Below are 13,614 nucleotides of genomic sequence, written 5' to 3'. Positions count from 1 at the left end.
TGCAACTTTAAAATGGATGGGAAGATATGATGGTCACTCTTTCGTTTATATTGGTTTCCACAGGCTTGTTTGTGCTGACTCTTCTCTTTGATTTATTTGTTTTTAAAAGTACAGTCACTGAAGCAATTCTGAATATTTTTTATGCCGAAATCGCTGCAGGAAGGGTCATTGCATTGTTTGTTTTTTTCCTCGGCATGGGTTCCAGCCTGTTTATCGACATAAGGCTTTATAAAAATAAAAAAGCTGAAAAAGCACAGTCGAAGGGAAGTGGGAGCTGATGTTAAAAGAAAGTATATCGCTCAGCCAGCTGATGACGCTGGTCATCAATTTCCTGCTCGGCAGTGCGATTATCATTGGTGTCGGCAAAGGCGCAGAGCAGGATGCCTGGATAGCCATGGTCATTTCTACAGGCTTTGGAATGGGAATTGTCTACTTTTACTGGTTCCTGATCAGCCGACTTCCCGGAAAAAACCTTTATGAAATCATGGAGCACTGCTTTAAGCGCTATCTTGTCATTCCAATGGCATTACTATATGTCATTTATTTTCTCTACATATCCAGCAGGGTGGTGAGGGATTTTGGCGAGCTGATCGCGTCTGCCATTCTTCCCAATACGCCAATTGAAATGATATCCCTTACCATCGCTTTGACGATGGGCTATATCCTTTACCTTGGCATTGAAGTGCTTGGGCGGACATCTGAAATTTTCTCTCCTTATGTGGTGCTGTTTGTGCTATTGCTGACGATTTTCCTGCTGGCAAGCGGAAACCTGGAATTCAGCCGGATCGAGCCGGTCCTTGGCGAGGGCATCATGCCTGTGGCCAAAGCTGTTTTTCCTTCGCTGTTTGTATTTCCATTCGGCGAGCTTATCGCCTTTACGGTCATCCTCGGAAAAGTCACCAGCTTCAAATATGTCAAAAGAGTCTCATTAATGGGAACAGCGATTGCCGGGCTGCTGCTGACCCATGCGACCATTCTGATGGTCATGACGCTCGGTTCGGATGCGATGGTCCGATCCAATTTTCCGATGCTCAGTGCGGCAAGGCAGGTTTCCATCGGCAATTTTATTGAGCGGATCGATGCCCTCGTCGTTTTCATTATGATGCTCGGCATCCTGATAAAAGGCTCGGTCTTTCTTTTTGGCGCGCTGAAAGGGCTGGAATACGTTTTCCGGCTGCCCTATCGATACTTTGCCCTTCCTATGTCAGCGGTCGTGTCCCTGTTTTCTGTACTGATTTCGGTCAATTTTGCCGACCATCTGGAGGAAGGGCTTGTTGTAGTCCCTTATTTTGTTCATTTGCCGATGCAATTCGGCATTCCATCTGTCCTCCTGGCTGTCTTGCTGTGGAAAAACCGAAGCCGGAAGAGTTCCGGGAAAAATGGGGTGAAATGTTGAAACGCATTAAAACACTCAGCCGCATAAAAAGAGTCGAAAAAGAGAGGGAGGAAAAGACTGAAAAGGAAACTGGCGATAAGAGCCTTGACAGCTATGAGCTAGAAGAACTTAAAGAGGAATTATCCTGCCGTTTCGGGGCTTCAGCCGATCTGAAAATTGAAGAACTCAAGGCCGGAGCGGCTGATGCCCTTCTTTTTTATTTGGAAACCATGATCGACAGCAATGTGCTTAAGGAAATCATTCATTCAATTGCCAAAGAGCCAGGACCTGATTCAAAGGTAAAAACCATTGATGATGTCAAGGGCTACGGCAAAGAGCATTTCGGAGGATCAGGCTATAAGCTTGCAGAGACAGTCTCGCAAATGACTGACTTTATGCTTTCGGGAAGCATTATCCTTGCTTTTAAAGGTGTACCCCGGGCCATTTCCATTCCTGTTCCCACCACGGAAAGCCGGTCGATAGCTGAACCAAGCACTCAGACCGTCGTCAGGGGGCCTAAGGATGGATTTGTAGAAACTTTATCGGTAAACGTCAGTCTGATCCGCAGGAGGATCAAGAATCCCAGGCTTCAATTTGAGGAATTTACTATCGGAAATGACACGCGCACAACGGTCTTTATCAGTTATATGAAGGATATTGCCGACAGCGGGATTGTCGAGGAGGTCCGCAAACGGCTGAAAAAGATTGATACGGGCGCGATTTTAGAAACAGGGAATATTGAAGAACTGATTGCAGATAAAACGGCCACTCTATTTCCGTTGGCCCTCAACACCGAGAGGCCAGATGCAGTAGCGGCCAATCTGCTGGAGGGAAAGGTGGCCATCCTTTGTGACGGAACGCCATTTGTGCTGCTCGTGCCTGCGGTGCTGGTCGACTTTTTTTCCGTCTCAGAAGACTATTACCAAAACTTCCTGATGGGCACATTCATCCGTTTTATCCGCTATATTTCGTTTATGATTGCACTTATCACGCCTTCCCTGTATGTCGGCATTCTTACCTTTCATCATGAACTGCTTCCGACCACGCTGCTTTTGAGTGTAATCGCGCAGCGGGAAGGGGTGCCGTTCCCGGCTGTGATTGAAGTTCTGCTGATGGAAATCACCTTTGAAATCCTGCGTGAGGCAGGCGTCAGAATGCCGCGCGCTGTCGGGCAGACGGTATCGATCGTCGGAGCGCTCGTCATCGGGCAGGCTGCAGCCGAGGCGGGGATCATATCCAATATTATGGTCATTATCGTTGCCATCACAGCCATTGCCAATTTTGTTTCACCCACATACAGCTTCGCCAATGCCTCGAGGCTGCTGAGATTCCTGCTGATCATCACAGCCGCTTTCCTTGGCCTGTATGGAGTCCTGATTGTGCTTGTTCTGATGGTGGCTCACTTAAGCGCTCTCCGTTCCTTTGGAGTTCCTTATCTGGCCCCAGTAGCCCCGTTTATCATTGAAAGCCAGAAGGATGTGTTCTTCCGCTTTCCTTTCTGGAGCATGAATAAAAGGCCAAGCTATTTGAAGCCGCAAAAAGAAGAGAAGCAGCCTAAGACCGGCTCCCCTTCTCCGCCTCCGATGAATGGGGGTAATGGGAATTGAAAAAGATCATAGCTGTTATGGCTTTGTGCTGCCTGCTGACTGGATGCTGGGACCAAAAGGAGCTGGCAGAGGTTACCGTAATTACCGGTATGGCTGTGGACAAGGGGAAAGATGAAAAATACTACCTGTCTGTAGAAGGCATTAATGCTGCGGAGCTGAATAACCGGACTGCCGGCGGTAATGCACCTTCGATTGTGTATGGGAAGGAAGGGAATTCCCTGTCCGAATTGACGAACCAAATGAGTGAGGGCATTTCGCGAAACCTGGTTTATTCGCATATGAGGACTTTGATCATCAGTGAAGAAGTGGCGGAGGACGGGATGCTGGAGTTTCTGGATTACCTGGAGCGCAATAGGGAGATGCGGGATGATTTTAATATCGTAATTTCAAGGGGAGTAAGGGCCGAAGAAGTGCTGAAGGTGACGTACCAGTTCCAAAAGTCCACTTCCCTTAAGCTCCATACACAGCTGGACACGATGGAAGAAACCTGGGGAGGCGACCCCGGCGTGAGGCTGAATGATGTGATCAGCGCCTGGACGTCCCCTGGCCGGCAGCCGGTCATGGCTGCTGTTGCCATTAAGGGGGATCCGGAAAAGGGATCGAGTGTAGAGAATATGAAGAAAGTAACACCGGATGCGCTGGTTGTGCTGGATTCGCTTGCAATTTTTGAAGGCGGCAGGCTGGATGGTTTTCTAAGTCTTGAGGATGCTCGGAATTACCTCTGGACACAGGACAAGATTAAGAGTACAAGCCTAACAATAAGCTGCGGGGAAAACCGCTACATCGACATCAGAATCTATAATACAACAACAAAGACAAAAGCAAGGATTGAGGACGGCAAGGCGAAAGTTAAGATCGACATAAGAGGGGAGAGTTATTTGGAGGGCACCCAATGCGCTGATTCAGTCGACTCTGTATCAACTTATGAAGATTATGAGGAGAAGACAGAGAACCACATTGAAAAAATCGTTGCAGATACTATCAGAAGAGTGCAAAAAGAAGACAAAGCAGATATCTTCGGATTCGGTGATGTGGTCAGAAGAAAAGATTATAAACACTTCCACGAGATAGAAGCCGATTGGGACCAATACTTTTCTGAGGCGGATGTCGAGGTGACCGCTCTCATTAAAATGAGAAGGACGGGGATCAGAACCAAATCATTCTTATCAGAGACCAACTAGCTGATGTTTACAGGATGCGCCTGCGGGTAAAATCACTCTATAGGCTCGCCTGAAAAGCTTGTCTATTTATCTTAGCTAATTAAGGAGGCAAAAGATAATGGCAGAAGAACAGAAGCATATAGTAGGCGTTTATGATACACAAAGTGAAGCCATTGAAGCTGTAGAGGAATTAAGGGCCCAAGGCTATGACACAAAGGATATTTCAGTGGTAGGGAAAAATGATGATGACGTGGAAGCAGTAACAGAGCAGACAGGGACGAAGGCGGAAGAAGGCCTTGCTGCCGGAGCTGCTGCCGGAGGTACGCTCGGCGGACTTGCAGGACTGCTGGCAGGAGCCGGAGCCCTTGCCATCCCGGGCATCGGTCCGGTGCTCGCCGCAGGACCCCTTGCAGGAGCGCTCACAGGGGCAGCTGCCGGAGCCGGACTTGGAGGGCTTACAGGAGCCCTCGTCGGTATGGGGATTCCGGAAGATGATGCCGAGCATTACAGCGGCCAAATCAAGGAAGGCAAAATACTGGTGTTTGTTGACGGCAGATCGGACAAGCTGCGTGAGCAGAAAATGAATCCTGGTGAAGCTGGCATGCCGGACAATGAACCAGTTATGCCGGTCGACAACGTCTATGTTCCCCCTCAAGGGACAAGGTCGCCTGTCTCAGATGACCCGGAAATTGTAAAAGACAGAATGAAGGTCGACAACAATAAAATGTATTAAAGAAAGGGCACCCGCTGCAAAGGGTGCCTTTTTCCTTATGTTGAAAAACGGAGCGGCCAGTAGTATAACTAAGAAAAAAGGGGGATCTATATGCAGAATCAGCTATGGAATGGAGAAGTGTCCATTGCTCCCCTTGAGGCGAGGGAACTCCTGTTGAGCCAGTTTCCCGAATTGGCGCCTGCTGAGGTGGAGCACTTTGGAGAAGGCTTTGATAACAGAGTGTTTTTAGTCAATGATGAATATGTATTCCGCTTTCCGCGGAAAGCGGCAGCAGAAGAGCTGTTGAAGACAGAAAGCCGGATACTGCCTGAGCTCCGAATTGCTGCCGGAGTCGATTATCCTGTGCCGGTATTTAGCGGAAAACCTGATAAAGGCTATCCGTGGTTTTTTTCCGGATACAGAAAAATCAGCGGATCAGCTCCAGCCGGGCCGGGCGGGACGAAGTCGGCCATCAGGCTGGCTGAATTCCTGAAACAGCACCACTCTTTTCCCGTTAAAAGAGCTAAGGAACTTGGCGTCCCGTTTGATACATACAACAGGCTTGATATGGAAACAAGGCTCGTGAAGATGGAAGAGTACGCAGAAAAAGGGAAAGCGGCTGGAATCCTTAAGGAGGAAGAAAGCCTTTTTTCTTATATCAAAAAAGCCATACCCATAAAAGTGGAATGTGATCCAGTTCTTGTGCACGGCGATCTGCATATAAGAAATATCCTGGCCGATCCTGAAGGGGAAATCAGCGGAATCATTGACTGGGGCGATGTTCATCTCGGCAATCCGAGCATTGACCTTTCCATTGCGTACAGCTATCTCCGGCCGGATGCCAGGGAAGAGTTTTTTGGGGCATATGGAGAACCTGGGCCCGAAGCAAGGGATCTCGCAAGATTCAAAGGCATCTATACAGCCTTGCTGCTTGCGGTATATGCCCATGACCGCGGGGATGCAGTTCTAGTTGGCGCTGCAAGTGACAGCCTGGCCCTGGCGCTGGCTGACTGAACCGGTACATGAAGATCCCCTTTTCATTTCATACTAGTTATATGAAAGGGGGCCATCTTATGCCCGAGCTTCCTGAAATGGAAACCTACCGCCAGCTGCTGGGCCGTCAGCTGACGGGGCTTATGATCACAGAGGCCGAAATCAACAGAGAAAAATCTATCAATGTTCCGCCGGCAGAATTTACCAGGCAGGTGCAGAACAGCACAATCACAAGCATCGATAGGCGCGCAAAGCATCTGATCTTCCGGCTCAGCTCCGGAAAAAATCTTCTCCTCCATCTGATGCTTGGAGGATGGATGTATCTTGGCAATGACGAAGATAATCCTGACAGGACAAAGCAGGTGATCCTGTCATTTGGCAGCCGGAAGCTGTACTTCATCGGCCTGCGGCTCGGCTACCTGCATCTGCTTTCTGCTGAGGAGCTCGAGAAAGATTTTGAAGAACTTGGACCCGAGCCTCTGGATCCTGGATTTACGGCAGCCTCATTTGCCCAGTTATTGGAGAAAAAGCGCGGAATGCTCAAGACATCGCTTGTGAATCAGCATTTCATTGCAGGAATCGGCAACTGCTATTCAGATGAAATCTGCCACCAGGCCGGGCTTTTGCCGATGAGGAAAATCGAGGAGCTCAGCGAAATGGAGAAGAGCAGACTGTATTCGGCAATAAAAACAGTGTTTGCAAACGCAATCCAGAGCGGAGGCTATATGGATGAGCCGCTTTTTAAAGGCGATCTGATAACCGGCGGTTATAATGAACGCTGCATGGTATATGACAGAAAAGGGGAAAGCTGCCTCCGCTGCGGCTCACAGATCGTAAAGGAAGAAATTTCATCACGGAAAACCTTTTATTGTCCAGGCTGCCAGTCGTGAATTCTTTTTTATATGCGTAAAAATAGCCCAGGGAGGAGGTCCTTGGGCTTTTTATGTTTTTACATGAATTGGCGGCCCGATTTTTAAGGCAGGCTGGCGTTTTCTAATTGATGAGCCGGTTAATTTACCAGCTTAAAGATTTTTTCGATCAATTCGCGGAATAATCTACCGAATTTCCTTCTTTTTTAATCAAATGAAAAGATAATCTACCAAGTCCAGCTTACAGCCTATTTCGCCGCCCTGAAGACCTGCATCATCCAGCTCGGCGCTGGACCATATGTCGAGCTGCCCCTTTATTTGATTTCCTCACTAGTTTCCTCCGGCGCCGGGTCGACCGTAACAGAATCATGGGTGTGCATGGCGGCACGCAGATAATGGATGAACATGCCGCCAACTAGCCCCAGGCAAAGGATAAAGCCGGCAGTAATGATCCATGAAAGAAGCATATGTCCTCCCCCTTTCTTATAGTTGTCCTCACTGAACTATATGCAGGGGCATGAAAGATATTGCCTATCGGCCATAAGCTGCTTCAGAATCTGACAGGCTTCTCCTGAATACATATTTATGAAGAATAGAAATAAGGGGGCGGGCTGCATGCAGCTGGTGAAAAGCGAAATTGAACGGTTAAAGCAGCAGCTTTTAAGTGAGCAGACACCGGACGGTTCCTGGAATCATCCTTTTGATACAGGGTGCATGACCGATATTTATATGATTGTCCTTTTGCGGATGCTTGAGGAAGAGGATGAGGAAGAGCTGATCAAAGAGCTGGCAAAGGGAATCCTGAGCCGGCAGGGAAAGGACGGGGCATGGCGGCTTTTCCATGACCATTATGAAGGGAGCCTTTCACTAACGATTGAGGCCTATTACGCGCTCCTCTACTCAGGGTATTATGAGAAAAATCATCCTGCTCTGGTGAAGGCAAGAAGGGTTATTACAAAAGGAGGGGGCCTGAAGAAGGCAGGAATGTATACGAAAATCATGCTTGCCTTGACAGGGCAGTATCCATGGCCCATTCTTTTTCCGGTCCCGATGGAAGTGATCCTCCTGCCGAGAAGCTTTCCGCTCAATATGTATGATATTTCGGTCTTTGGCCGCTCCAATCTGATTCCGGTCATTCTTCTGGGCAATAAAAAATTCAGCAGAAAGACGGCCTTGAGCCCGGATCTTGGCGATTTATCCGTCAGGGATGATGATGATCCATGGCCGGAGCTGAGGAGTGCAGAATGGAGGAGCTTAACTTCTTTTCTTGCCGCCGGGGTTAAGGCGCTTGTGGGCATTCCGCGTCAGATCCGGGCATGGTCGATAGAAAAAGCGAGGGAATATATGCAGTCGCATACAGAGCCGGACGGGACGCTTTATAATTATTTCAGCAGCACATTTTATATGATTTTTGCTCTGCTGGCATTGGGAGGCGGCCCGGAGGAACCCGCGATCAGAAATGCTGTTGCCGGCTTGAAGCGGATGACTGTAAAAGCCGACGGCCGTACGCATATTCAATATACAACGGCTGCTGTCTGGAATACAGCACTGATCAGCCATGCCCTTCAGGAAGCAGGCGTCCCTCCGAAAGAGAATGCCATCCAAAAAGCCAACCAGTATCTGGCGGGCCAGCAGCATCGCCGGTTTGGGGACTGGATTGTCCATAATACAAAGGCAGAGCCGGGCGGCTGGGGATTTTCGCGTTTCAATACAATCAATCCTGATGTGGATGACACAACCGCCGCCCTGAGAAGCCTTTACCAGCCTGCCCGGGAAAAGCCGCATTATGATGATATATGGAAAAAGGGTCTTCTTTGGACACTGTCTATGCAGAACAGGGACGGGGGCTGGCCTGCGTTTGAAAGGAATGTCGATAAGAAGCTGCTGCATCTCCTTCCCATCCAGGGAGCAGAGTTTATCCTGACCGATCCCTCAACTGCCGACCTGACGGGGAGGACTCTTGAATTCCTTGGCAAGGCCGGCTATTCGGATGCTTCTCTTCCGCCTATCAAAAAAGCGGTCAAGTGGCTCAAAAAGCATCAGGAACCGAATGGATCCTGGTATGGCCGCTGGGGAATCTGCTATATATACGGAACCTGGGCGGCAGTAACCGGAATGGCGGCTGTTGGTGTCACATTAGAGGATAAAAGCATGAAAAAAGGGATCGACTGGCTTTTGTCCATCCAGAATGAAGATGGCGGCTGGGGAGAATCCTGCCGGAGCGATATGGAGAAAAAGTATATCCCGCTGAAGGAAAGCACCCTCACCCAGACCGCATGGGCCGTTGATGCCCTTGCTGCTGCCGGCATGGCGGATAGCACGCCAGCAAGGAAAGGGGCTGCCTTCCTGGTGAGGGAAGGCAAGCGCAAGGATTGGACTGCCGATTATCCAATGGGTCAGGGGATGGCCAATTTCTTTTATATTCATTACCACAGCTACCGCTGTATATGGCCGCTCCTGGCCTTGAGCCATTATATAGAAAAAAGTGAAGCCCCGGACTGAAATCCGGGGCTTTATCTATTCAACCTTCCATTGGCAATCATCAGTAGAATCAACCTTCTTGTCTCTGATAATCCGGTAAAAGGCTTTGCCGTCACTTGGATTGCCGTCAGGGAAATCCATCGGGAATAGAGCGAAGAACACAAAATAAAAAGAGAAATAGATAAATTGGTACCAAAGCAAAGATGCTTCAAGTACGCCTGAGCCGATCAGGTAGTTGATAAGAAAGATACTGATCATGTTGAAGAGTGTGCCGCCAAGATATATAAAAGAGAGGCTGATTTTATTTTCGTACTTCAGGCTTTGGAACTCACAGCCGCTATACCAGAAGTAGAACCGCTTTATCTCAAAGTATTTAAAAGAAAATAAACTTTTACCGCAGCCGATAATGACTTTAAGGCCCTTCCCTCCAAAGATTCCGGCGAAAAAAACATGTCCGGCCACATGGATGAGTGTCACGATAGGAAAAACAATAAAAAATGCCTGCATAAACTTTACAAAATCATCGAAGCCAAACACATTGGTGTCCTCCTGATTGTCTCAATTGTAATTCCTCCTTTATCTACCCTTCCTGCCAGCACAATAACAGGTTTTCCCCTTCCAATATTTACGCCTTCCGCAAAGTCTGACCAGCTCCTAAGCCCCAGGTCCTATATGAAAATAAAGCTCAGGCTCGTTATAGGATTTTGGCTGGAAAGGTAAGATGGAAACATGAAAGGAGGAAACGTACATGAAAAAATTTGGCTTACTTTTAGCAGGGGGAATCGCAGGGCTGGTGCTTCTATCCAATTTGGGGCCGATGATCGGCCTGGCCATCTCATTGCTGATTCTATACTTCGTATTCAAGCAGTTCCTGAAGGCTGATTCAACAGGGGCAAAAATCGGCTGGGGCATTGTCGGGGTGTTCGCCCTCACGGCAGCTGCCTCCAATATTCCGGCTATCCTCGGAATTGCCGCTGCTTACATCCTTTATGTGATCTATAAAAAGTGGAATGACAAGAAAACATTTGTCAAAGAAGACCAGGATCCATTCACTAACTTTGAAAAAGAATGGTCAAAAATCAATCAATATTAATCTGAAAACGAAAGGGAGATTATTATGGCAAACTTATTTACCAGACTGAAAAATACCATCATGGCAGATCTGCACGAGGCAATGGACCAGAAAGAGCAGAAGAATCCGGTATCACTTCTTAACCAGTACCTGCGCCAATGCGAGCAGGAAACAGAGAAAGTCCGCAAGCTCCTTGAGCGCCAGTATTCTCTGAAAGAGGAATTTGCAAAAGAATATAAGGGAGCGGCTGAATTGGCTGAAAAGCGCAAGCGCCAGGCAGAAGTTGCTTCAGAGGCAGGGGAGACAGAATTATCCCAATTTGCAGTCCAGGAACAGCTTCAATATGAAGAGCGGGCTGTAAGGCTGAAGCAGGCCCTCGAGCAGGCTTCCCAGCAGCTGGTTGAGCTGGAAAGAAAATATGAAGATATGAAGCATAAGCTGAAGGATATGCATATCCGCCGCCTTGAGCTCATGGGAAGGGAAAATGTGACCAGGGCCAACCGCAAGATGGACCAGGTGATTGACAGCAGCTCCCAATCAGGCAAAGCTGAATCAAGGTTTGAAAATATCGAGTCATATCTTGACCGGCTTGAGCAGAAGGTGAACGATGCCTACTATCAGAGCACAATCGATTCAAAAATCGCCCAGCTTGAAAAAGATATGAAAAAGAAAGAAACTCATTCTATTTCATAAAACAAACTGGTATTCTAAAGAGGCGTAGAGTTCCTGCGCCTTTTTTCGCCATTATGCTGAAACAGCTTACAATAGAGAATCGCGTACATCATGCGCCAGTCATCATGAAGGGAGGAAATGATCAATGCTTAAAAAAATCAAAAGCGAATATATCAGCTGGATTCTATTGCTTGGTGCCCTTGTCCTTTTTCTGGAGGTATCTTTTTTTAATCACGGGCTGATTTTCTCCCTTCTGGTTTCGATTGGAATGGTGTATTTCGGAAGGAAACGCCTTCCCCACAGCTCCGGAAAAATCCTCTTCTGGGCAGGACTTGCCTTCTTTGTCATCAGTGTCTTCAATATGATGACCTTCAAATTTTTCCTGCTGGCCATCCTGATCCATTTTGTCATCCAATATGCGCAGTCCAAACGGGACGCCGACCGTATCAGGCCGGTCATCAAGGAAGCAGATCCTTTTGATTCAAAGCCGAGTGAAGAGATCATCAAAGGGCGCCCGCTTTTTGAAAACATTCTGTTCGGGCGGCAGAAAACGCCTGAGCATGTATATGAATGGAGCGACATCAATATCCAGGCCGGCATCGGCGATACGATCATCGATTTGAGCTATACGGTGCTCCCAAAAGGGGAGACGGTCATATTCATCCGCAATTTTATCGGTAATATACAGATCCTTGTTCCGTATGATCTCGAAGTGAATGTGTATCATTCTGTGATTGCCGGATCTGCCGGTATTTTTGATAAACGAGAGCCGCAGATGTTCAATCAGACACTGCAGTTCAAAACACCAGGCTATGAAGAAGCAGAGCAGAAGATTAAGATCTTTACTTCGCTCCTTGTTGGGGATATCGAGGTGAAGCGTGTATGAAGACAATCCAGCGGCAGATTGCGTTAGGACTGTCGGTTGCTCTCCTTGTGTCCATCTTTCTTGGCGTTTCCTATTTTACCGTCTTTCCGCTGGCCGATTGGAGCGGGCTTTGGGAACGGGAGATCATGGATATTCCCTTTCTCCTGTTTGCAGCAAGCATCTGTGCGGCAATCGGCATTCTCTCTGGGCTTGTATCCGGCATCTACAGGAAAAAACAGCTCCAGACGGTTGACGACTGGCTTTACCAGCTGGAGGAAGGCAGGGCCATCAGCCTTCATGATGATAACACCCCTTCAGAGCTTCAGCCCCTATGGATGAGGGTAGGCAAAATCCAGCGGCAGATTTCGGAGCAGGCAAAGATTTCGCAGAAGCTTGCGACAGAAAAGGCAGAGGATCTGGAAAGCCGGATCCAGGAAATCATTTCCCAGGAGCGCAACCGGCTGGCGCGCGAGCTTCATGACTCTGTGAGCCAGCAGCTGTTCGCGGCCTCCATGCTGATGTCTGCCATCAATGAAACACGGATCCAGGAAGACAGGGAAACCAAGCAGCTGAAGATGGTCGAAGCGATGATCCATCAATCCCAGCTTGAGATGCGCGCCCTGCTCCTCCACTTGCGTCCGGCCGCCCTGAAGGGAAAAACACTGCAGGAGGGCATAGAAGAGCTGCTGCTTGAGCTCTCCCAGAAAGTCACCATGAAAATCCAGTGGAAGGTTGAAGAGTTTTTGATGGATAAAGGAGTCGAGGACCATCTGTTCCGGATCCTCCAGGAATCTGTCTCCAATACGCTGCGCCATGCCAAGTCGACCCAGCTTGAAGTGCTGCTGATCCAGCGGGACGGGCTGATCATCATGCGGATTGCCGATGACGGGATCGGATTTGACGTCGAGGAAACAAAGGCAGGCTCATATGGCATGCAGAATATGTATGAGCGTGCAGTGGAGATCGGCGGCTCCCTGAAAATCATCAGCCTCAAGAATAAAGGAACGCGCCTTGAAGTGAAGGTGCCAATGATGAAGAGTGAGGGTGAAGAGAATGATTAAAGTATTATTTGTGGATGATCATGAAATGGTTAGGATCGGTGTATCTTCCTATCTTTCCGCCCAGCCGGATATCGAGGTGATCGGGGAAGCGGATAACGGCCGGACGGCGATTGATCTGGCCCTTGAGCTCCGGCCGGATATTATCCTGATGGACCTGGTGATGAAGGAAATGGACGGGATCGAGGCAACACGGGGAATCATTGAAGCATGGCCGGAAGCAAAGGTGATTATCGTGACAAGCTTCCTGGATGATGAAAAGGTCTATCCGGCACTTGAAGCAGGCGCATCCAGCTATATGCTGAAAACCTCGAAGGCAAGCGAGATTGCCGATGCGGTCCGAGCAACTTTCCATGGCCAATCCGTGCTCGAGCCTGAGGTCACAGGAAAAATGATGGTGAAAATGCGGCAGAAGCAGACTGTGCTTCCCCATGAAGAGCTCACGAGCAGGGAAATGGAAATCCTGCTGCTGATGACAGAAGGGAAGACGAACCAGGAAATTGCGGATGAGCTTTTTATTGCCTTAAAGACAGTGAAGACGCATGTCAGCAATATCCTCAGCAAGCTTCAGGTCCAGGACCGGACACAGGCTGTGATTTATGCGTTTAAGCATTCGCTGGCGAACTAATTGGAGGTTTGTTCTGCCTGGCTAGGTTTTAATGCTGAAAAAGGTAATGAAAGCCCGCTGATTGCAGTGGAAGGCACGCAGACTCCTGCGGGATTGCAGCGGCAGAGCTGAGACCCCGCAGG

At 48.6% G+C, this 13,614-nt stretch carries 15 protein-coding genes; 13 read left to right on the top strand and 2 right to left on the bottom strand.

All coding sequences use genetic code 11. From position 1 onward, the window contains the following. Window positions 1–26 precede the first annotated feature (26 nt). From Q9R36_RS10085 to Q9R36_RS10055, 7 genes are all read left to right on the top strand, one after another. A complete protein-coding gene (locus tag Q9R36_RS10085; RefSeq protein ID WP_009792243.1) occupies window positions 27–278 on the top strand; it encodes a hypothetical protein in 252 nt (83 codons plus the stop codon). Continuing rightward, entirely contained in the window at window positions 278–1,396 is a 1,119-nt protein-coding gene (locus tag Q9R36_RS10080; RefSeq protein WP_306009506.1) for a GerAB/ArcD/ProY family transporter, read from the top strand. The genes Q9R36_RS10085 and Q9R36_RS10080 overlap by 1 nt, the downstream gene beginning before the upstream one ends. After that, window positions 1,390–2,982, top strand: a complete 1,593-nt coding sequence (locus tag Q9R36_RS10075) for a spore germination protein (protein WP_311225044.1) — start codon at window positions 1,390–1,392, stop codon at window positions 2,980–2,982. The genes Q9R36_RS10080 and Q9R36_RS10075 overlap by 7 nt, the downstream gene beginning before the upstream one ends. Continuing rightward, window positions 2,979–4,163: a Ger(x)C family spore germination protein gene (locus Q9R36_RS10070; RefSeq protein WP_009792240.1), complete on the top strand. Its 1,185-nt coding sequence runs from the start codon at window positions 2,979–2,981 to the stop codon at window positions 4,161–4,163. The genes Q9R36_RS10075 and Q9R36_RS10070 overlap by 4 nt, the downstream gene beginning before the upstream one ends. A gap of 97 nt (window positions 4,164–4,260) precedes the next feature. Further along, window positions 4,261–4,875, top strand: coding sequence for a YflT domain-containing protein (locus tag Q9R36_RS10065; RefSeq protein ID WP_009792239.1), 615 nt, complete (start codon window positions 4,261–4,263; stop codon window positions 4,873–4,875). A 90-nt stretch (window positions 4,876–4,965) separates the two neighbouring features. After that, window positions 4,966–5,868: a phosphotransferase gene (locus tag Q9R36_RS10060; RefSeq protein ID WP_306009508.1), complete on the top strand. Its 903-nt coding sequence runs from the start codon at window positions 4,966–4,968 to the stop codon at window positions 5,866–5,868. Between the two features lie 59 nt (window positions 5,869–5,927). Further along, on the top strand, window positions 5,928–6,737 hold the full coding sequence (locus tag Q9R36_RS10055; protein ID WP_306009509.1) for an Fpg/Nei family DNA glycosylase: 810 nt from the start codon (window positions 5,928–5,930) through the stop codon (window positions 6,735–6,737). A 293-nt stretch (window positions 6,738–7,030) separates the two neighbouring features. On the opposite strand, the gene Q9R36_RS10050 is transcribed toward Q9R36_RS10055, so the two are convergent. Further along, window positions 7,031–7,183, bottom strand: coding sequence for a hypothetical protein (locus Q9R36_RS10050; protein WP_009792235.1), 153 nt, complete (start codon window positions 7,181–7,183; stop codon window positions 7,031–7,033). A gap of 148 nt (window positions 7,184–7,331) precedes the next feature. On the opposite strand from Q9R36_RS10050, the gene shc reads away from it, so the two are divergent. Beyond that, window positions 7,332–9,218 carry a squalene--hopene cyclase gene (gene shc, locus Q9R36_RS10045; RefSeq protein WP_306009510.1) on the top strand — a complete coding sequence of 629 codons (1,887 nt, stop codon included), beginning with the start codon at window positions 7,332–7,334 and terminating at the stop codon, window positions 9,216–9,218. 15 nt (window positions 9,219–9,233) lie between these two features. Here the strand turns inward: shc and Q9R36_RS10040 are convergent, their stop codons facing one another. Continuing rightward, window positions 9,234–9,734 carry a hypothetical protein gene (locus Q9R36_RS10040; RefSeq protein WP_253616246.1) on the bottom strand — a complete coding sequence of 167 codons (501 nt, stop codon included), beginning with the start codon at window positions 9,732–9,734 and terminating at the stop codon, window positions 9,234–9,236. A gap of 211 nt (window positions 9,735–9,945) precedes the next feature. On the opposite strand from Q9R36_RS10040, the gene Q9R36_RS10035 reads away from it, so the two are divergent. From Q9R36_RS10035 to Q9R36_RS10015, 5 genes are all read left to right on the top strand, one after another. Then, a complete protein-coding gene (locus Q9R36_RS10035) occupies window positions 9,946–10,290 on the top strand; it encodes a lmo0954 family membrane protein (RefSeq protein WP_009792231.1) in 345 nt (114 codons plus the stop codon). A gap of 24 nt (window positions 10,291–10,314) precedes the next feature. Next, on the top strand, window positions 10,315–10,962 hold the full coding sequence (locus tag Q9R36_RS10030) for a PspA/IM30 family protein (RefSeq protein WP_148973405.1): 648 nt from the start codon (window positions 10,315–10,317) through the stop codon (window positions 10,960–10,962). A 124-nt stretch (window positions 10,963–11,086) separates the two neighbouring features. After that, window positions 11,087–11,827, top strand: coding sequence for a cell wall-active antibiotics response protein LiaF (liaF, locus tag Q9R36_RS10025; protein WP_009792229.1), 741 nt, complete (start codon window positions 11,087–11,089; stop codon window positions 11,825–11,827). Continuing rightward, window positions 11,824–12,867, top strand: a complete 1,044-nt coding sequence (locus Q9R36_RS10020) for a sensor histidine kinase (RefSeq protein ID WP_101551791.1) — start codon at window positions 11,824–11,826, stop codon at window positions 12,865–12,867. The genes liaF and Q9R36_RS10020 overlap by 4 nt, the downstream gene beginning before the upstream one ends. After that, on the top strand, window positions 12,860–13,492 hold the full coding sequence (locus Q9R36_RS10015; protein ID WP_009792227.1) for a response regulator transcription factor: 633 nt from the start codon (window positions 12,860–12,862) through the stop codon (window positions 13,490–13,492). Before Q9R36_RS10020 ends, Q9R36_RS10015 begins: the two co-directional genes overlap by 8 nt. Window positions 13,493–13,614: the final 122 nt, after the last annotated feature.

The organism is Bacillus sp. AG4(2022), assembly GCF_031844465.1.
Lineage (GTDB): Bacteria > Bacillota > Bacilli > Bacillales > Cytobacillaceae > Bacillus_AB > Bacillus_AB infantis.
This window is presented reverse-complemented; position numbering and strand designations above follow the sequence as displayed.